Origin of the sequence: Mesorhizobium sp. M9A.F.Ca.ET.002.03.1.2, assembly GCF_003952365.1 — a bacterium.
In the GTDB taxonomy this organism is placed as follows: domain Bacteria; phylum Pseudomonadota; class Alphaproteobacteria; order Rhizobiales; family Rhizobiaceae; genus Mesorhizobium.
On record NZ_CP034443.1, the window covers coordinates 6363294 to 6381654 of the forward strand.

Genomic DNA, 18361 nt, shown 5'->3' on the forward strand with positions numbered 1-18361 from the left:
CGGTGTCGCCTGACAGTGAACCCAGCCCTATGTCCTTTTGCAATTGCGACGCATCTGGGATAGCACTTTCGAACAAATCCGCAGGCATGTTTCGACTTCACGACATGGCTGTCGATATTGGCGGATCATGACATGTCCTCAGAACAGACCATCGCCGCGCTTTGCAGGAAACTCGGACTGCGCATCACAGGTCCGCGCCGCGTCATCATGCGCGTTCTATCCGAATCCAGCGACCATCCGGATGTGGTGGAACTCCACCGCCGCGTTGTCGCCATCGAGCCGACGATCGCGCTCGCCACTGTCTATCGCACCGTCAGCCTTCTGCGCGAAAAGGGCATTCTGGAGCGGCACACCTTTGGCGATGGGCGCGCCAGATACGAAACCGTCCCCCGTGAGCATCACGACCATCTCATCAACATCGAGACGGGAGATGTCGTCGAATTTCAGTCGGCGGAGATCGAGCGGCTCCAGGAGGAGATCGCCCGACAGCACGGATTCACGATCATCAGCCACAGACTGGAGATCTACGTGAAGCCGATTCAGAAAACGCGGCGCTCTCGTCAATCCAGAAAATGACCGCCCGTTTCTAAGCCTCCTCGCCAATCCCCATTCGGCCCACTTTGAGCGTGGTGACGGCAAAGGCCGCGATGAAGGCGGCGGACAGCATGAGAACGATGGTCGGCGCCGGTGCACTATCGATGAAGAAGGACAGATAGACACCGAGAAACGAGGCGGCGACCGCGATCGCCACCGACAAGATCAGCATGGCGCTGAATTTCCTTGTCAGCAGGAAGGCGATGGCGCCAGGCGCGATCAGCATAGCGATGGCCATGATGATGCCGACCGCCTTCAGCGCGCCGACGATGGTGAGCGAGATCAGGCAAAGCAGGCCGTAATGGAGCAGATTGACCCGAAGACCAACCGCGCGAGCCTGGGCCGGGTCGAAGGCGTGCAGCAGGAAGTCGCGCCACTTGATCCCGATGATGCCGGCCGTGATCGCAGCAATGAGCCCCGTTTCAACGATGTCGCGCAGGCCGATGCCCAGCACGTCGCCGAACAATATGTGGTCGAGATGCACGTTGGACTGGATCTTTACGTAAAGCACCAGGCCGAGGCCGAACATGCCGGAGAAGACGATGCCCATTACCGTGTCCTGCTTGATGCGGCTGTTGTCCTTGAGAAAGCCGGTTGCGAGAGCGCAGATCATCCCGGCGGCGAAGGCACCGACCGAATAGGGGAATCCAACGATGTATGCGATGACCACGCCGGGAAAGACGGCGTGGCTGATGGCGTCGCCCATCAGCGACCAGCCCTTGAGAACGAGGAAGCAGGAGAGCAACGCCGTCGGCACAGCGACCAGAACCGAAACAATCAGGGCATTGACCATGAAGCCGAACTGGAAGGGAGTAAGCAGCGTATCGACGATGCTCATGGGCTGGCCTCCAAGGCGCTCGCCGCGCGGCGGCGAGCTGCCAGCATTCCGTGCTTGGGAGCGAAGAAGAACGCGGCGAGAAAGATCAGCGTCTGCAGCACGACGATGATGCCGCCGGTGGCGCCGTCGAGGAAGTAGCTGGCATAGGCGCCGGTGAAACTCGTGGCCGCGCCGATGAAAACCGCGATGACGAGCAGGCGCGGAAAGCGGTCCGTCAGAAGATAGGCGGTCGCGCCGGGCGTCACCACCATGCAGATGACGAGAAAGGCGCCGACGGTCTGAAGCGCGGCGACCGTGGAGGCCGATAGCAGCGTGAAGAACATGATCTTGAGCGCGCTCGGGTTGAGGCCGATCGAGCGGGCATGGCTCTCGTCGAAGAAGACCACCATCAGGTCCTTCCATTTCACCAGCAGGATGGCGAGCGAGACGAAGCCTATGATGGCGAGCTGAAGCGTGTCTTCCGGGGTGATGGCCAGGATATTGCCGAGCACGATCGTCTGGATGTTCACGGAGGTCGGTGACAGCGACACCATGAACAGGCCGAGGCCGAAGAAGGAGGAGAAGATCAGGCCGATGATGGCGTCCTCCTTCAGCTTGGTGCGCTGGTTGAGGAAGAGCATCGCCGCAGCGGCGAGCCCGCCGGAGAAAAAGGCGCCGATCGAGAAGGGAAGGCCCAGCATATAGGCGCCGGCGACGCCCGGCACGATCGAATGCGAGAGCGCGTCGCCGATCAGCGACCAGCCTTTCAGCATCAGATAGCAGGACAGGAAGGCGCAGACACCGCCGACCAAGGCGGACACCCACATGGCATTGAGCATATATTCGTAGCCGAACGGCTCGAGCAGGACACTCATTCGTCCGGTTCCCGCATCTTTTGCTGCATGGCGCCGTTCTCTCCGTAGAAGACCAGTGGCCGCTCGTCGTCGGTGATGACGGCAAGGCGGCGCTTGTCGTCGTCCTCATGCAGTCCGGCGCCGCCCAGCACGAAATGGCGCAAGACGCCGCCAAAAGCCTTTTCCAGGTTCGCCTGCGTGAAGGTCTGGCCTGTCGGCCCGTAGGCAAGGACCGTGTTCCGGAGCAGCACGGCACGGTCGCAGAATTCCGGCACGCTACCCAGATTGTGCGTCGAGACCAGCATCACTCGGCCTTCGTTCCGGAGCGCGCGCAGCAGTTCGACGATAGCGTCCTCGGTCCTGACGTCGACGCCGGTGAAGGGCTCGTCGAGCAGGATGACGCGCCCGTCCTGCGCCAGCGCCCGAGCGAGAAAGACGCGCTTCTTCTGCCCGCCCGAAAGCTCGCCGATCTGGCGCTTACGGAAATCGCTCATGCCGACACGCGCAAGCGCGGCCGTAACCGCCTCACGATCAGCCGCCTTCGGGAGGCGCATCATGCCCATATGGCCGTAGCGGCCCATCATGACGACGTCCTCGACCAGGACTGGAAAGTTCCAGTCAACCTCCTCGGCCTGCGGCACATAGGCGACGACGTTCTTCCTCAGCGCGGCCGCGGCCGGCTGTCCGAGAACAAGAATCTCTCCCTTTGCCAGCCGCACGAAGCCCATGATGGCTTTGAACAGCGTCGACTTGCCCGAGCCGTTGACACCGACAAGTGCCGTGATCGTGCCTGTCGGAATTTCAAAGCTCGCATCCCGCAGCGCCGTTTGGCCGTTGCGGTAGGTGACGGTCGCGCCCCGGACGGCGAGACCGCCTCCCGCATCCTCGGACACGGGGGCAAGAGGCGGAACGGCTGCGTTCATTGCGACAGCCCTGTGGCGAGGCCTTTCTGAATCGTATCCGATGTCACCCGCAGCAGGTCGATATAGGTCGGCACCGGGCCGTCCGCCTGGCTGAGAGAGTCGACATAGAGCACGCCGCCGTAATGCGCTCCGGTCTCGCGCGCGACCTGCCGAGCCGGCTTGTCGGACACGGTGCTTTCGCTGAAGACGGCGACGATCTTGTTTTCCCTGACGGCGTCGATCACCTTGCGAACCTGCCGCGGGGTGCCTTGCTGGTCAGCGTTGATCGGCCACAAATAAAGCTCCTTCAGCTCGAAATCGCGTGCGAGGTAGGAGAAAGCGCCTTCGCTCGACACCAGCCAGCGCTTGTCCTGCGGGATCGAGGCAAGCTTATCGCGGATCGGCGCGACGGCCGCCTCTATCTTTGCCTTGTAGGCTTCTGCGTTGGCCTTGTAGGTCTCGGCATGCGCCGGATCGTGCTCGACGAAGGCGTCGCGGATATTGTCGACGTAGATCAGCGCGCTTGTCGGCGACATCCACGCATGCGGATTCGGTTTGCCCGTATAGGGTCCCTCGGCGATGCTCATCGGTTGGACGCCCTCAGAGACGACAGCGCCGGGCACGTCGCTGAGGTTCTGGAAGAATTTCTCGAACCAGAGTTCGAGGCCGAGCCCGTTCCACAGAATGAGCTGTGCGCCCTGGGCGCGCTGAATGTCACCCGGCGTTGGCGCGTAATTGTGGATTTCTGCGCCCGGCTTTGTGATCGATTCCACGATTGCTGCGTCGCCCGCCACGTTCTTCGCCATGTCGGCGATGACGGTGAAGGTCGTCACGGCCTTGAATTTTTCCTGCGCCTTCGCTGGGCTTAAAGCCACTGCCGCAGCGAACACCGCAGCCATCAACCCGACAACAACCAATCGCCCGTATCTCTCGATCATCAATATCTCCTGTCGCGATTTACTCTCATGTCCGCCGGTAGCGGCCAATATGCGACTGCGACGCGCGCTTTCGAATATTCTGCAATTGCGACTGATTTGCAAGTAGAAAACGGTTTGACGCCGCGGATTGCATGCGGCCGAGCGATTTGGCGTCAGCGACAGTGCGATCCTATGGCCAAGCGAACAACAAGATTGCGACACGTTGATGTCCAGCATCGACGTCCGGCCCGACGCCGAGACACGCGATCAGCCGGCTTTCCCGATGCTTTCGATCAGCCGGGGCAATTCAGAGAGATCGGCGATCTGGCGGAAGCGAGGCGCGGTGACCGGCGGCTCGACATGTTCCAGCACCCAGGTCAGTTCATGCGGCACGTGGATGCCCCAACTGCCGGCCTCGATGGCCGGTACCACGTCCGACTTCAGCGAATTGCCGACCATCATGCTTTTTTCGGCGCCATCGCCGTGGCGACTGAAGATGCGGGCATACGTGGCGGGGCTCTTGTCGCTGACGATCTCGACGGCATCGAACAGGTCACCCAGACCGGATTGCGCCAGCTTGCGTTCCTGATCGAAGAGGTCGCCCTTGGTGATCAGCACCAGGCGATACGCGCCTGCCAGCTCTTCCACGGCTTCGCGCGCATGGGGCAGCGCCTCGATCGGATGGCTAAGCATCTCGCGACCCGCGGCAAGAATTTCGGCGATGACCGAGGCCGGCGCGCGGCCCCCGGTAATCTCGATCGCCGTTTCGATCATTGACAGGGTAAACCCCTTGATGCCGAAGCCGTAGACGGCGAGGTTGCGCTTCTCGGCCTCCAGCAATCTTGCCGAAATGTGCTGTTCCTCGGCATGATCGGCAAGCAGCGCGGCAAAGCGCCTCTCGGTCATGCGGAAGAACTGCTCGTTCTGCCAGAGCGTGTCGTCGGCGTCGAAGCCGATGGTGGTCAATTCATGATTGTTCTGCATTCGACGTCTTCGAACCGAGGCAACTGGATTCGCATCGAACCTAAGCCGCCTGGAGCGATTTTCAACTGCGCGGGCGAACGCAGGCCGGCTCCCCTTCCCTTCCATCACCGGCCCCGGCTATACTCCCAAATCCGAAACCCAATCTGGTGATTGATGCCGCCTGCAAAAAAGGAAGTCCGTCCGTCGAGCCGCGGAGGACGCGCCCGCACGCCTGCCTTCGTGAAAAATCAACGCGGCGTGAAGAACTGGAAGGAAGTCAGCGCCTGGCTGGAATGGCGCGGCATCGAAGATATCGAATGCATTACGCCCGACCAGGCGGGTGTTGCGCGCGGCAAGATGATGCCGTCGAAGAAATTCACCTCCAACACCTCGCTGGCGCTGCCTTCGGCGGTGTTCATGACGACGATCTCCGGCGGCTACCCTGAGGACGGCAACGGCTTCCACTATCCGGAAGACGACGGCGACCTCAAGCTGATGCCGGACCTTTCGACACTGACCGTGGTGCCGTGGGAAGAGGATCCGACGGCGGCGGTTATCTGCGACCTGGTCCACCAGGACGGCCGCTCGGTCGAGTTCACGCCGCGCAACGTGCTGAAGCGCGTGCTTGCCGCCTACGACAAGCGCGGACTGAAGCCGGTGGTGGCGCCCGAGATCGAGTTCTACCTGGTGCGCAAGAATCCCGATCCGGATTACCCGTTGACCCCGCCGGTCGGGCGCTCCGGCCGACCGATCGGCGGCGGCGCCGGCTATTCGATCGCCGGCGTCAACGAGTTCGACGAACTGATCGACGACATCTACCATTTCTCCGAAAGCCAGGGCCTGGAAATCGACACGCTGATCCATGAGGAAGGCGCCGGCCAGCTCGAGATCAATCTGCGCCACGGCGATCCGATCGAGCTCGCCGACCAGGTGTTCATGTTCAAGCGCACCATCCGCGAGGCGGCGCTGAAGCATGATATCTATGCCACCTTCATGGCCAAGCCGATCCAGGGGCAGCCCGGTTCGGCCATGCATATCCACCAGTCGATCATCGACAAGAAGACCGGCAGAAACGTCTTTTCTGCCGAGGACGGCTCGGAAACCGAAGCCTTCTTCCATTTCGTCGGCGGCATGCAGAAGCACGTGCCGAACGCGCTGGTGATGTTTGCGCCCTATGTCAACTCCTACCGCCGGCTGACGCAGTCGGCTTCGGCGCCGGTCAACAACAAGTGGGGCTACGACAACCGCACCACCGCGTTCCGCGTTCCGCGCTCCGACCCGGCAGCCAGGCGCGTCGAAAACCGCATCCCCTCCTCCGACGCCAATCCCTATCTGGCGCTGGCCGCATCGCTTGCCTGCGGGCTGATCGGCATGACCAACAAGATCAAGGCCGAACCGCCGGTTCTCACCACCGCCAACGAGGACGAGATCGACCTGCCGCGCAGCCTGCTCGAAGCCGTCGACCTGTTCGAAGCCGACGAAGAACTCTGTGCGCTGCTCGGCAAGTCGTTCGCCGCGACTTATGCGGCGATCAAGCGGGCGGAATTCGAGACCTTCATGGAAGTGATCAGCCCGTGGGAGCGGGAATATCTGCTGCTGAATGTTTAGGGGACTAGGGCAATAGGGCAATAGGGCAATAGGGGGAGCACGGTGACGGCTAGGATTGAATCATACCGGGATCTGATCGTCTGGCAGCAAGGAATGGACCTGGCCGTTTCAGTTTACGAGATGACAAGAGCTTGGCCGAAAGATGAACTCTATGGGCTGACGAATCAGGTGCGTCGAGCAGCAACCTCGATACCCGCCAACATCGCCGAGGGTTACGGTCGAGAGAGTCGAGCTTCTTACCAGCAATTTCTCAGAATCGCTCAAGGGTCACTCAAAGAGTTAGAGACGCATCTTCTGATCGCACAGCGTGTTGGAATCGTTTCAACTGAAGCGGTCGGGCCTTTGATGGCTCTCAGCGAGAGCGTCGGAAAACTCGTACGACTTCTGATCCGTAAGCTGTCGAACGAATAGATACCTACTGCCCTACTGCCCTACTGCCCTACTGCCCTACTGCCCTACTGCCCTACTTCCCTACTGCCCTACTGCCCTACTGCCCTACTTCCCTACTGCCCTACTGCCCTACTGCCCTACTGCCCTACTGCCCTACTGCCCTACTTCCCTACTGCCCTACTTCCCTACTCCCTGTCGATCATCATGCCCTACCAATCCCCAATCTCCCCCGGCCGCTCCTGGTACGAGGACACCGCCGGCCCACGGCCCGAATACCCGGCGCTCGACGGCGACCGGACGTGCGATGTCGTCATTGTCGGCGGCGGCTTCACCGGCCTGTCGGCGGCGGCGCACCTTGCCAAGGCCGGCAGCAATGTCGTGCTGATCGAAACGCATCGTTTCGGTGACGGCGCATCGGGCCGCAATGGCGGCCAGCTCGGCACCGGCCAGCGCTCCTGGGCCGAGGAACTGGAGGCGGAATACGGTTTTTCCCGTGCCAAGGCGCTGTTCGACCTCGCCGAAGAGGCCAAGGCGCATTTCCTCGAATTCGCCGCCGCCAACAAGATCGAGATCGACTACATGCCTGGCCAGATGTCGTTGGCGCACAAGCAACGCTATGTCGACGACTACAAGGCGCATGCCGAGATCATGGCGAACCGCTTCGGCTATCCGCACATCACCTTCATGGACGCGAAGGAGACGGCGGAGCGGCTGGGCTCGACGCGCTACTTCGGCGGCACGCGCGATATCGGAACCGGGCACATCCATCCGCTGAAGCTGGTGATCGGCACGGCAAACGTGGCGGCGCAGGCGGGCGCGCAGCTGTTCGAGCAGACGCCGGCGACCGGCATCGCGTCCCTTGGCGGCAAGGTGAAGGTTACGACGCCGAAAGGCACGATATCCGCCGAGAAATGTCTGATCGGCGTCAACGCCCATGGCGGCACGCTCGAGCCGGTGAGTGCCGCGCACATCATGCCGATCGGCTCCTTCATCGGCGCGACGGTGCCGCTGGGGGCCGACACAAAAGTGCTGCCGGGCGGTGAGTCGGTCGATGATTCCCGCTTCGTCGTGCGCTACTTCCGCAAATCGGCGGATGGGCGGCTGCTGTTCGGCGGGCGCGAGATCTATGCCGTCAACGACCCTAAGGACATCCATATCCACATCCGCCGGCAGATCGCCGAGCTTTACCCTGACCTCAGGGATGTCGAGATCTCCCATGGCTGGGGCGGCTATGTCGGCATCACGATGCCGAGAAAACCCTTCGTGCGCGAGGTGATGCCCAATGTGATCTCGGTCGGCGGCTATTCCGGCCACGGTGTCATGCTGTCGAACTTTTTCGGCAAGCTCTATGCCGAAACCGTTGCCGGCAACCGGGATCGGCTGAGGCTGATCGAGGATCTGAAAATCCCGGCCTTTCCCGGTGGCCGACGCTTCCGAGCGCCTCTGCTCTTTCTCGCGCTCAACTGGTATGCCTTGAGGGACCGGATATAACCACAGATTGCAGAATCCTTCATAAGAGTGCAGAATCCCCTGCAAGGGCGCAGTGATGCCACATTCGCCGGCAAAGGATGAGGGCGGTGGGCAGTTGAACGGGGGAATTTTTGCGGGCCTGCCCGCTTTTGGTTTTGGGACCGATCGAACGCCGGTCTTCCGGCACCGGTCGAATGTCGACCCGCAAATGGAGGTTGCAAGAGTGAGAGAGCCCTTCAGTTTCGGCGCGCCGGAACGACGGCGCCTTGCGATGCAGTTTGGCTACGACATGCGGCCAAGGTTCTGGCAGAAAGTCCGGTCGAACTTGCATCTGGTCATCGCCGCGCTTGGCACGGCAGCGCTGCTTGGCGTGGCCGCGGTGGCGCTATGGCTGGCATTGCCGGCCAACGAGAGACAGGCGGTCGCAAGTCCCGAGCAGGCGGTTCCAAGCGTTCCAGTAAAGACAACGGAGATCGTGCCGGCCACTGCCTCGACGGTCGCCGCGGTACAGCAGGCCACCGATAAGACCGACGTGGTTTCGACGGCGGCGATTGCGGCGGAGGCCGAGATACCGGCGCTGGCGCCCAATGATCCCCGCTGGACAGGATCAGGACCGAAGACCAAGTCCGGCCGGATGGCAGGCCGGGCCGAACAAGCGGCAGACAAGCCGTCCATTGCGCCGGCGTTCGCCGATCCGGCAGCGAAAAACAAAGCCGCGGCATTGTTTGCCAAAGTCGCGGCTCCCGATAAAACGGCGACGGACGATGCGCAAACCGCCGCCATTCCCAGCCCGAAGCCGCAATTGCCGGCAGCGACGCAGGACGATGGCAGCCAGGCCAAAGTCGAGGCCAAGAAAGTGAGCGCTGCAGACACCGGCCGCATCCTCAGGGCCGTCACCATGCGCAGCGGCCCGAAGACGAGTGCTGCCGCCATAGTCACCGTTCCCGCCAAGACCTCGGTTGAGGTGATGAGCTGCAAGAAATGGTGCGAGATCGTCTACAACGGCAAACGCGGCTGGATCTACAAGCGCTTTATCAAGACCGGCGCCTAAATGCATGCCGCCCAAAACTGCGCAGCGGTTTTGGGACAAAGACATGCATAAAAACAAAGACTTAAAGCGTGTCAGATGCGACGCGCTTTAGGGGATGCGATCGTTCGACGTCGAACCGCGGCTCAGATGGCTTCCGTACCGTGATCCGCCGCCAAGCAGGCGCCGAAAGTGCCGCCATCGTCTGGCACGCCGGCGTCCCCTGACATGGTTGCGATGCTCTTCGAAGGGGACTTCGAACAGACCGCACATGACGCACCCTTCCCGCTTGCCGCAGACGGGAACCCAGCACTTGACGTCATGCTTCCAGGCCAGCGCGATCCGTTCGAGATGAAGATTGGATGAGCTCTTGAGCAGGATCAGCTCGCCGGCCACGGCCGTCCGCTTGATATGGTCGGAGACCTCCCTTGGCGTGCGCAACTCATGAAAGCGGCCGGTGTCGCGATCGTCTTGCCCGGCTCCCGAGCGGTGCGCATTGTCGCCGACATAAATGACCTGGTCGGCGATTTCACGCGCGGTCTTGTAGGCGTAATGGTATTTTCTGCTCGAGCCTGCGTAGTCTGAAATCTGCCCCAGAACGATGCGCTTTCGTTCGACATTGGCCTTGGCCATCATGTCGAAGGCAAGATTGATCGAATGCCAGGGCGCCTTGGCATCGAGGATGAATTGCGGGCCGCCGTCGGTGGCGACGACCTCACATCGATTTGCCAGCGGCTGGAGTGTCGCCACCCTGGCCGCCACTTTTTCCTGGGGAACGCCAAGTTCAAGTGCTGCAGCAACGGCAGCGGCGGTCGGCAGCCAGAAATGTTCGGCCGGGAATGGCGTTCTGAGCTCAATGACGCCGCCGCGCCAGTGGATCGAAAACGTCAGCCTGTCGGGATAGGCGGCGTGTATGCCGGCCACGCGATAGTCGGCCTGTTCCGACATACCAAAGGTGACGACGCGATGTTGGGTGGGGGAGGCCATGCCGATGACATGAGGGTCATCCGCGTTGAGGACAGCGAGGCCGCCCGGCCGCAGCGCATCGACCAACGTGCGCTTCTCCCGGGCGACGTTCTCCAATGTCCTGAAAGCTGTAAAATGTTCGAGTCGAACCATGGTGACGACAGCCACGTGCGGCCGCAGCATATCCGCCATCGGCTTGACCGTATCGGTTCCACTGGCTCCAGCTTCAAAGACGACGTAGTCGATCTCGGTGAGAACGCGCTTTGACAACATGTTGACCAGCGCCCTGATCGAATTGGCGAGGACCTGGGTATGCACCGAGCCGTGGCCGGCCAGAATGTGCCCAAGCAGTTCGGTCACCGTCGACTTGCCGGAACTTCCGGTTATGCCGATGAAGGTCGCCTTGCTTTTCGATCGGGCGCGTCTTGCCTTGTAAACCTTGAGACGTCGCACCAGGTCCTTGCGAATTTTCCGCAATCTTGCGTTCACCGCACCACCGCCCCCAAGCCCATAAGCGACTTATGGCTTGCGATGAACGATCAAGTCAAACTTGAAATCCGACATAGCCGGGCGGTTCAGATGCAACGTCCGCCGTCGACCTCCAGCGCCACGCCAGTGACGAAAGCCGCCTCGTCCGAGGCGAGCCAGAGCGCCGCGTTGGCTATGTCGAGCGGCGTCGAAAGCCGGCCAAGCGGGATAGACGCGCGGAATTTCTCGCGGATTTCCGGTGTGTCGGCGCCCATGAATTTTTCCAGCATGCCGGTCTCGCCGGCGACCGGACACAGGCAGTTGACGCGGATGTTCTTCGGCGCGAGCTCCACCGCCATCGACTTGGTCGCGGTGATCGCCCAGCCCTTCGATGCGTTGTACCAGGTGAGGCCGGGCCGCGGCCTGATGCCGGCCGTCGAAGCCGTGGTCAGGATGACGCCGCCGCCTTGCCGGTCCATGACCGGCACGACTGCCAGCGCGGCGTGGTAGATCGCCTTCATGTTGACGGCGGTGATCAGGTCGAAGGTCGTCTCGTCGACCTCGAGCATATCGCCGTTGCGATGGGTGTAGCCGGCATTGTTGACCATGATGTCGATGCGGCCGAAGGCGCTCCTTGCGGCATGGACCATTTCGTCGAATTCGGAGCGCAACGAGACATCAGTCTGGGTCCAGATCGCCGCCCGGCCGATCTCATTGGCGACGCGTTTTGCGCCCTTGGCGTTGAGGTCGGCGACAACGATCCTCGCGCCCTCCTCGGCAAAGCGTTTGGCCATGCCCTCGCCGAAACCGGAGGCGGCCCCGGTGATGATGGCGACCTTGTTTTCCAGGCGCATGCGTTTCTCGCTCATGATTGTGGACATTCATCCCGGCCGCCTTCGGCCATGGCCGTCGAAAGATATGTCTCCACCCTCGATTTCTCCTTTGGCTTTCGTTTCGATCCCGCTTTATGCTGCACCTGCGAAGGCCTTCCGGAGCCATCGCTCGCCGACAAGCCTCCGGGTTGCGTCAGTGTCAAGGGCACACATGTTTGTGACATCGGGGTACTGGAAAATTTAAATCGATTAGAATATATCGGCCGCGTACCTGTGACCGGCGTCAAAGCGGACAGACCATGACCAGCCAGATCATCCCCGTCGATCCTTTCGACTTCATCATTTTCGGCGGCACCGGCGATCTGTCGGAACGCAAGCTTTTGCCATCGCTCTATCATCGCCAGCTCGACCATCAGTTTTCCGAACCGACGCGCATCATCGGCACATCGCGCTCGAAGATGACCGACAAGGAATTCCAGGCTTTCGCCAGGCAAGCGATTTCCGACCATGTGAAACCGGCCGATATCGACGCCAAGGAACTGACGACGTTCCTTGCCCGCCTTTCCTACGTCTCGGCCGACGCGACCACCGGTGCGGGCTTCGACAAATTGAAGCAGGCGATCGGCGACAGCGAGTGCATCCGCGCCTTCTACCTAGCGGTGGCGCCGGCGCTGTTCGGCGACATCTCGCACAAGCTTAAGGAGCACAGGCTGATCACGCCGAATTCGCGCATCGTGCTGGAAAAGCCGATCGGGCGCGATCTCGCCTCGGCGCGCGCGCTCAACGATCTGGTCGGCGACAATTTCCATGAAAGCCAGATCTTCCGCATCGACCACTATCTCGGCAAGGAGACGGTGCAGAACCTGATGGCGCTGCGCTTTGCCAATGCGCTCTACGAGCCGCTGTGGAATTCCGCCAATGTCGACCATGTGCAGATCACCGTCGCCGAGACAGTCGGCTTGGAAGACCGCGTCACCTATTACGACAAGGCCGGCGCGCTGCGCGACATGGTGCAGAACCACATTCTGCAGCTTCTCTGCCTCGTCGCCATGGAGGCGCCGTCGTCGATGGATGCGGATGCCGTGCGCGACGAGAAGCTGAAGGTGCTGCGGGCGCTCACGCGCATCAACGGCAATGGCGCGCCGAAGCAGACCGTGCGCGGCCAGTACCGCGCGGGAGCCTCGGCGGGCGGGCCGGTGAAAGGCTATGTCGAAGAGCTCGGCAAGGACAGCAACACCGAGACCTTCGTCGCGATCAAGGCCGAGATCGGCAACTGGCGCTGGTCGGGCGTGCCGTTCTACCTGCGGACCGGCAAGCGGCTGGCAACCCGCGTTTCGGAAATCGTCATCGAATTCAAACCGATCCCACATTCGATCTTCGGCGACAGCGCCGGGCCGATCTTCGCCAACCAGCTGGTCATCAGGCTGCAGCCCAACGAAGGCGTCAAGCAGTTCATCATGATCAAGGATCCAGGGCCGGGCGGCATGCGGCTGCGCCAGATCCCGCTCGACATGAGCTTCGCGCAATCCTTCGACGGGCGAGCGCCCGATGCCTATGAGCGGCTGATCATGGACGTCATCCGTGGCAACCAGACCCTGTTCATGCGCCGCGACGAGGTCGAGGCGGCATGGCAATGGATCGACCCGATCCAGGACGCATGGGAAAGCGCGAGGCAAGAGGCGCAGGGCTACACGGCCGGCACATGGGGCCCCTCGGCCTCGATTGCGCTGATCGAACGCGACGGGCGGACATGGCACGAGAGCAATTGAACGGCGCCGCCTACAACTGGCACGCATTCGCCGAGCGCCAGGACCTGGCGGCAGCGCTTGCCGGCCACATCGCGGGCCGCCTGACCAATGCAATCGCCGAGCGCGGCATGGGGCTGCTCGCTGTTTCCGGCGGCACGACGCCGGCGAAATTTTTCGCATCGCTTTCGAGTATCCCGATCGCCTGGAACAAGGTCGCGGTGACATTGGTCGACGAGCGTTGCGTGCCGGCCTCCTCTGCGCGCTCCAACGCCGGGCTGGTCGCCGCCAATTTTTTGCAGAACGCGGCCGCAGCCGCACGTTTCGTGCCGCTCTACCAAGAGGGCGCAAGCATCGAGGATACGGCGGAGGCCGATAGCAGGATGTTGCGGTCGCTGCCCTGGCCACTCGATGTGGCCGTGCTTGGCATGGGAACCGATGGCCATACCGCATCGTTCTTTCCGGATGCCGACAATCTGGAAGAACTGCTCGATCCGTCCTCGGAAATGGTCGTGCTTCCGGTTCACGCGACAAGCGCCGGCGAGCCGCGCCTGACGCTGGCGCTGGCGCGGATCGTCGAAGCCGGCTTCGTCGCACTGCACATTGAGGGCGAAGACAAGCGCAAGGCCTTCGAGAGTGCGATGGGAGCTGGAACGCGCAAGCCCATTCGCGCCGTGCTCGACGCGGCGAAGAGGCCCGTAGAGGTTTTCTGGGCACCCTGATTTCAACTTGGCCGCAGGTCCCGGCAGGACAGCCGGAAGGTGTTCCCGGGACCTCGCTCGAAAGGACCGACGCCATGACCGCGAGACGCGACATCGAAGCCATCACCGAGCGCATCCGCCAACGCTCCAGACCAAGGCGCGAGGCCTATCTCGGCCGCATCGCCGAGGCCTCCAGCCGCACCGCCAACCGGGCCGTGCTTTCCTGCGGCAATCTCGCCCATGGCTTCGCCGTCTGCAGCCCTTCGGAGAAACTGGCGCTCGGCGGCGACCGAGTGCCGAACCTCGGCATCATCACCTCCTATAACGACATGCTGTCGGCGCATCAGCCTTTCGAAACATTTCCAGCGTTGATCAAGGACGCGGCGCGCGAGGCCGGCGGCATTGCCCAGGTCGCCGGCGGCGTGCCTGCGATGTGCGACGGCGTCACGCAGGGCCAGCCCGGCATGGAGCTGTCGCTGTTCTCGCGCGACGTGATCGCCATGGCTGCGGCGATCGGCCTGTCGCACAACATGTTCGACGCGGCCGTCTATCTCGGCGTCTGCGACAAGATCGTGCCGGGACTGGTGATCGCCGCGCTGACCTTCGGCCATCTGCCGGCGGTGTTCATCCCGGCCGGGCCGATGACGACAGGCCTGCCCAACGACGAGAAGGCCAAGGTCCGCCAGCTCTACGCCGAAGGCAAGGCAGGAAGGGCCGAACTGCTCGAGGCCGAGTCCAAATCCTATCACGGCCCGGGGACCTGCACCTTCTACGGCACGGCGAACTCCAACCAGATGCTGATGGAGATCATGGGCCTGCACATGCCGGGCGCCTCCTTCGTCAACCCCGGCACGCCGCTGCGCGACGCGCTGACCAGGGAAGCGACGAAGCGGGCGCTGGCGATCACCGCGCTCGGCAACGCCTACACGCCGGTCGGCCGGATGATCGACGAGCGCTCGATCGTCAACGGCATCGTCGGCCTGCACGCCACCGGCGGATCGACCAATCACACCATCCATCTGATCGCCATGGCGGCAGCGGCCGGCATCGCCATTACCTGGCAGGATATTTCGGACCTTTCCGAAGCCGTGCCGCTGCTGGCGCGGGTCTATCCGAACGGCCTTGCCGACGTGAACCATTTCCATGCGGCTGGCGGGCTCGGCTTCCTGATCCGCGAACTGCTGGACGAGGGCATCCTGCACGAGGACGTCCAGACGGTATGGGGCGAGGGCTTGAGGCCTTATGCGGTCGAAGCCAAGCTCGGCGCCGATGGCGGTGTGGTGCGCGAGGCCTCTCCCCGCGAAAGCGGCGACGAGAAGGTTCTGGCGCCGTTCAAGAAGGCGTTCCAGCCGACAGGCGGGCTGAAAATGCTTTCCGGCAATCTCGGCCACGCCGTCATCAAGACTTCCGCCGTGAAACCGGAGCGGCGCATCATCGAGGCGCCGGCAAAGGTGTTCGACAGCCAGCAAGGGCTCAACGAGGCGTTCAAGGCGGGCACATTGACCGGCGATTTCATCGCCGTCATCCGCTTCCAGGGGCCGAAAGCCAACGGCATGCCGGAGCTGCACAGACTGACCACCGTGCTCGGCGTCCTGCAGGATCGCGGCCAGCATGTGGCGCTGGTCACCGACGGGCGCATGTCGGGCGCTTCCGGCAAGGTGCCGGCGGCGATCCATGTGACGCCGGAGGCGGTCGAGGACGGGCCGATCGCCAGGATTCATGACGGCGACATGATCAGGCTCGATGCCGAGGCCGGGACGCTGCATGTGCTGGTGCCGGCTGGCGACTTCGCGCTGCGCCGGGCAGCGGAAGCCGATCTCATCGGCAATGAATTCGGCTTCGGCCGGGAGCTTTTCGCCGGGTTCCGGCAAATGGTGGGCCGCGCCGATCATGGCGCCAGCGCCTTCGGGAACGACGTGGCGGAATTCGCGCTGCAGTGAAAGAGGCGGCTCGCGGCGTCTGACGCCGGCTGTCGATCGCCACGCAATTTTGCCCTTAAAGCGGACATTGCCGGCGACCGCGCTGGAAGTCGCGGTGGCGCCATTTGCAGACGTCAGCGAGTGCAGCCACTATGGTCCCAACTCGTGTTCATATCGGACGTTTCCGGTCTGACGCCGCGCGGATCGGGGGCGTCTTCCGCCATTGATGCGATCGAGTTCGCAGCCACCTGGCGGAAGGCGGAAGGTTCTGATCCGCCCTTTCTTGCTGCTGCGGTAGGAAGACTTCTTGATTCAGCCACCAGCCCAAATTGCTGGATTTGGCGACCCAGGAAGGATAGGCTTGGTTTTTGGTTCAAGCGATGGAACAGAGACTAGCCGCAATTCTGGCTGCCGATATGGCGGGCTACAGTCGGCTAATGGAGGCCGACGAATCCGGCACGCTCGCGCGCCTTCGGACCCATCGCATAGAACTGGTCGATCCCGCCATCGCGAAGAACAAGGGCCGGATCATCAAGACCACCGGAGACGGCATGCTCGTTGAGTTCCAGAGCGTGACCGATGCCGTGAAATGCGCCGTGGAAATCCAGCAGCGCATGAAACGGCGCAATTCGGATGTGCCGCAAGAACGGCGTATCGAATTCAGGATCGGCATAAATCTCGGCGACATCATTTTTGACGATGAGGACATTTTCGGCGACGGCGTCAATATTGCCTCGCGCATCGAACAACTCGCCGACGTCGGCGGCATCTGCGTAACCGCAGCGGTGGCGACCCAAATTGCCGACCGTCTCGAAATTGCCATGGAGGACCTGGGCGAGAAGACATTAAAGAACATCAGCCGCCCGGTTCGCCTCTATCGCATTGGGTTTGACAGTCCTGTCCAGCCGGAAGTCAAGGCAAAGCGATCCATCTCGAAACCTTCGATAGTGGTGCTGCCATTCAACAACATGAGCGGCGACCCCGAGCAGGAATTTTTCGCGGACGGACTGACCGAGGACATCATCACCGAACTGTCCCGCCACCATGAGCTGTTCGTCATCTCGCGCAATTCCAGCTTCGTCTACAAGGACCGCGCCGTGAATGTGCGCGAGGTGGCAGAGAAACTCGACGTCCAATACCTGGTGGAGGGAAGCGTCCGCAAGATCGGCGACAGGGTGCGCGTGACGGTTCAGCTCATCGACACGGCGAATGACGCTCATATTTGGGCAGACAAATATGACCGGAAGCTGGACGACATATTCGCGATTCAGGATGAGGTGACCGCGGCGATCGCAGCCACGCTGCCCGGTCGTGTCGAGGCGGCTCAGCGGGACCAGCTCGCGCGGGCGAAACCTGCAAACATGGCCGCGTATGAATGTGTGCTTGCTGCCAAGGTGCTGCATCACCGAAGCACGATTGCGGATAATGAACGCGCGCAAACCTTGATAGACAGGGCCGTCGCGCTCGACCCCGATTATGCCCATGCCCATGCCTGGCGGGCCTGCATTCTTGGCCAGGCCTGGGTCCATAACTGGTGCGAAGACAGGGATGCCGTCTGGAACAACATCATGGCAGCGCTGGACAGGGCGCTGGCGCTGGACAACAACGATGCCGATGTCCACCGCATCCTCGCCGCAGTGAACGTGAACAACAATGAGCTGACCACAGCGCGCTACCATCAAGAGCGCGCCCTCGCCCTCAATCCCAATTACGACCTCGTGGTGGTGCAGCAAGGCGAGTTATTGACATGGCTGGGGAGGCCGGAAGAGGGAATTGAATGGATCCGCAAGGCAATGCAGTTGAACCCGCACCACCCGGAGAGGTTCTGGAGCCATCTGGGAAAGGCGCATTTCGCCGCGCGCCAGTATGGCGAGGCGATCGAAGCTTTCATGCATCTGTCAACCATGGACTCGGTTCAGCACGCTTTCGCCGCTGCCTGCTACGGCTGGCTCGGCGACGAAATCGCGGCCGCGGCGTATCTAGGCAAGATCAGAACGCTCGATCCCCAATTCGACCTCAATTCATTTATCGCCACCCTGCACTATGCCCAGGAGTCTGATGTGCAGCACGTCCGCGAAGGACTGCTGAAAGCCGGCATTGCCCACCTGTAGCCAGCCCGTAACTACGAACCAGATCCAATCGGGGACAGGCAAAAAAGACCGGCCCCCACCCGATGTGGACCTTGTG

The 18361-nt window shown here is 62.0% G+C and carries 16 protein-coding genes; 9 read left to right on the top strand and 7 right to left on the bottom strand.

Annotated features, from left to right (window positions below):
* The first annotated feature begins 132 nt into the window (after positions 1-132).
* Entirely contained in the window at positions 133-576 is a 444-nt protein-coding gene (locus EJ066_RS30960) for a Fur family transcriptional regulator (protein ID WP_126043655.1), read from the top strand.
* Positions 577-586: 10 nt separating this feature from the next.
* Here the strand turns inward: EJ066_RS30960 and EJ066_RS30965 are convergent, their stop codons facing one another.
* The 5 genes from EJ066_RS30965 to EJ066_RS30985 all read right to left on the bottom strand — a co-directional run bounded on the left by EJ066_RS30965 (position 587) and on the right by EJ066_RS30985 (position 5068).
* Positions 587-1432 carry a metal ABC transporter permease gene (locus EJ066_RS30965; protein ID WP_126043656.1) on the bottom strand — a complete coding sequence of 282 codons (846 nt, stop codon included), beginning with the start codon at positions 1430-1432 and terminating at the stop codon, positions 587-589.
* Complete coding sequence (sitC, locus tag EJ066_RS30970; protein WP_126043657.1) at positions 1429-2286, bottom strand: iron/manganese ABC transporter permease subunit SitC; 858 nt, start codon at positions 2284-2286, stop codon at positions 1429-1431. The genes EJ066_RS30965 and sitC overlap by 4 nt, the downstream gene beginning before the upstream one ends.
* Positions 2283-3188 (bottom strand): manganese/iron ABC transporter ATP-binding protein, encoded by a 906-nt coding sequence (locus EJ066_RS30975; protein WP_126043658.1) that lies wholly within the window; start codon positions 3186-3188, stop codon positions 2283-2285. The genes sitC and EJ066_RS30975 overlap by 4 nt, the downstream gene beginning before the upstream one ends.
* Positions 3185-4105 carry a metal ABC transporter substrate-binding protein gene (locus EJ066_RS30980; protein WP_126043659.1) on the bottom strand — a complete coding sequence of 307 codons (921 nt, stop codon included), beginning with the start codon at positions 4103-4105 and terminating at the stop codon, positions 3185-3187. Before EJ066_RS30980 ends, EJ066_RS30975 begins: the two co-directional genes overlap by 4 nt.
* Positions 4106-4351: 246 nt before the next feature.
* Entirely contained in the window at positions 4352-5068 is a 717-nt protein-coding gene (locus EJ066_RS30985) for an HAD family hydrolase (RefSeq protein ID WP_126043660.1), read from the bottom strand.
* A 153-nt stretch (positions 5069-5221) separates the two neighbouring features.
* Between EJ066_RS30985 and EJ066_RS30990 the strand changes: the two genes are divergently transcribed.
* From EJ066_RS30990 to EJ066_RS31005, 4 genes are all read left to right on the top strand, one after another.
* On the top strand, positions 5222-6655 hold the full coding sequence (locus tag EJ066_RS30990; protein WP_126043661.1) for a glutamine synthetase family protein: 1434 nt from the start codon (positions 5222-5224) through the stop codon (positions 6653-6655).
* Between the two features lie 93 nt (positions 6656-6748).
* Positions 6749-7066: a four helix bundle protein gene (locus EJ066_RS30995; protein WP_245455043.1), complete on the top strand. Its 318-nt coding sequence runs from the start codon at positions 6749-6751 to the stop codon at positions 7064-7066.
* A 183-nt stretch (positions 7067-7249) separates the two neighbouring features.
* Positions 7250-8536, top strand: a complete 1287-nt coding sequence (locus EJ066_RS31000) for an FAD-binding oxidoreductase (RefSeq protein ID WP_126043663.1) — start codon at positions 7250-7252, stop codon at positions 8534-8536.
* Positions 8537-8738: 202 nt separating this feature from the next.
* Entirely contained in the window at positions 8739-9566 is an 828-nt protein-coding gene (locus EJ066_RS31005; protein WP_189644406.1) for an SH3 domain-containing protein, read from the top strand.
* An 87-nt stretch (positions 9567-9653) separates the two neighbouring features.
* On the opposite strand, the gene EJ066_RS31010 is transcribed toward EJ066_RS31005, so the two are convergent.
* Both EJ066_RS31010 and EJ066_RS31015 read right to left on the bottom strand, forming a co-directional pair.
* Positions 9654-10961, bottom strand: coding sequence for a Mur ligase family protein (locus tag EJ066_RS31010; protein WP_245455044.1), 1308 nt, complete (start codon positions 10959-10961; stop codon positions 9654-9656).
* A gap of 122 nt (positions 10962-11083) precedes the next feature.
* Positions 11084-11830 (bottom strand): SDR family oxidoreductase, encoded by a 747-nt coding sequence (locus tag EJ066_RS31015; RefSeq protein WP_126044114.1) that lies wholly within the window; start codon positions 11828-11830, stop codon positions 11084-11086.
* 278 nt (positions 11831-12108) lie between these two features.
* Between EJ066_RS31015 and zwf the strand changes: the two genes are divergently transcribed.
* The 4 genes from zwf to EJ066_RS31035 all read left to right on the top strand — a co-directional run bounded on the left by zwf (position 12109) and on the right by EJ066_RS31035 (position 18285).
* Positions 12109-13578, top strand: coding sequence for a glucose-6-phosphate dehydrogenase (gene zwf / locus EJ066_RS31020; protein ID WP_126043665.1), 1470 nt, complete (start codon positions 12109-12111; stop codon positions 13576-13578).
* Positions 13560-14276, top strand: a complete 717-nt coding sequence (gene pgl, locus EJ066_RS31025) for a 6-phosphogluconolactonase (RefSeq protein ID WP_126043666.1) — start codon at positions 13560-13562, stop codon at positions 14274-14276. The genes zwf and pgl overlap by 19 nt, the downstream gene beginning before the upstream one ends.
* A 74-nt stretch (positions 14277-14350) precedes the next feature.
* The gene (edd, locus tag EJ066_RS31030; RefSeq protein WP_126043667.1) at positions 14351-16195 is read left to right on the top strand and encodes a phosphogluconate dehydratase; all 1845 of its coding nucleotides are present in this window, start codon (positions 14351-14353) and stop codon (positions 16193-16195) included.
* A 359-nt stretch (positions 16196-16554) separates the two neighbouring features.
* Positions 16555-18285, top strand: coding sequence for an adenylate/guanylate cyclase domain-containing protein (locus EJ066_RS31035; protein WP_126044115.1), 1731 nt, complete (start codon positions 16555-16557; stop codon positions 18283-18285).
* Positions 18286-18361: the final 76 nt, after the last annotated feature.

What these genes read in the sequence shown, in the direction of transcription:
- EJ066_RS30960 (WP_126043655.1), top strand. Translation starts at nt 133, where the DNA reads ATGTCCTCAGAACAGACCATCGCCGCGCTTTGCAGGAAACTCGGACTG.
- EJ066_RS30965 (WP_126043656.1), bottom strand. Translation starts at nt 1,432, where the DNA reads ATGAGCATCGTCGATACGCTGCTTACTCCCTTCCAGTTCGGCTTCATG.
- sitC (WP_126043657.1), bottom strand. Translation starts at nt 2,286, where the DNA reads ATGAGTGTCCTGCTCGAGCCGTTCGGCTACGAATATATGCTCAATGCC.
- EJ066_RS30975 (WP_126043658.1), bottom strand. Translation starts at nt 3,188, where the DNA reads ATGAACGCAGCCGTTCCGCCTCTTGCCCCCGTGTCCGAGGATGCGGGA.
- EJ066_RS30980 (WP_126043659.1), bottom strand. Translation starts at nt 4,105, where the DNA reads ATGATCGAGAGATACGGGCGATTGGTTGTTGTCGGGTTGATGGCTGCG.
- EJ066_RS30985 (WP_126043660.1), bottom strand. Translation starts at nt 5,068, where the DNA reads ATGCAGAACAATCATGAATTGACCACCATCGGCTTCGACGCCGACGAC.
- EJ066_RS30990 (WP_126043661.1), top strand. Translation starts at nt 5,222, where the DNA reads ATGCCGCCTGCAAAAAAGGAAGTCCGTCCGTCGAGCCGCGGAGGACGC.
- EJ066_RS30995 (WP_245455043.1), top strand. Translation starts at nt 6,749, where the DNA reads ATGGACCTGGCCGTTTCAGTTTACGAGATGACAAGAGCTTGGCCGAAA.
- EJ066_RS31000 (WP_126043663.1), top strand. Translation starts at nt 7,250, where the DNA reads ATGCCCTACCAATCCCCAATCTCCCCCGGCCGCTCCTGGTACGAGGAC.
- EJ066_RS31015 (WP_126044114.1), bottom strand. Translation starts at nt 11,830, where the DNA reads ATGCGCCTGGAAAACAAGGTCGCCATCATCACCGGGGCCGCCTCCGGT.
- zwf (WP_126043665.1), top strand. Translation starts at nt 12,109, where the DNA reads ATGACCAGCCAGATCATCCCCGTCGATCCTTTCGACTTCATCATTTTC.
- pgl (WP_126043666.1), top strand. Translation starts at nt 13,560, where the DNA reads ATGGCACGAGAGCAATTGAACGGCGCCGCCTACAACTGGCACGCATTC.
- edd (WP_126043667.1), top strand. Translation starts at nt 14,351, where the DNA reads ATGACCGCGAGACGCGACATCGAAGCCATCACCGAGCGCATCCGCCAA.
- EJ066_RS31035 (WP_126044115.1), top strand. Translation starts at nt 16,555, where the DNA reads ATGGAACAGAGACTAGCCGCAATTCTGGCTGCCGATATGGCGGGCTAC.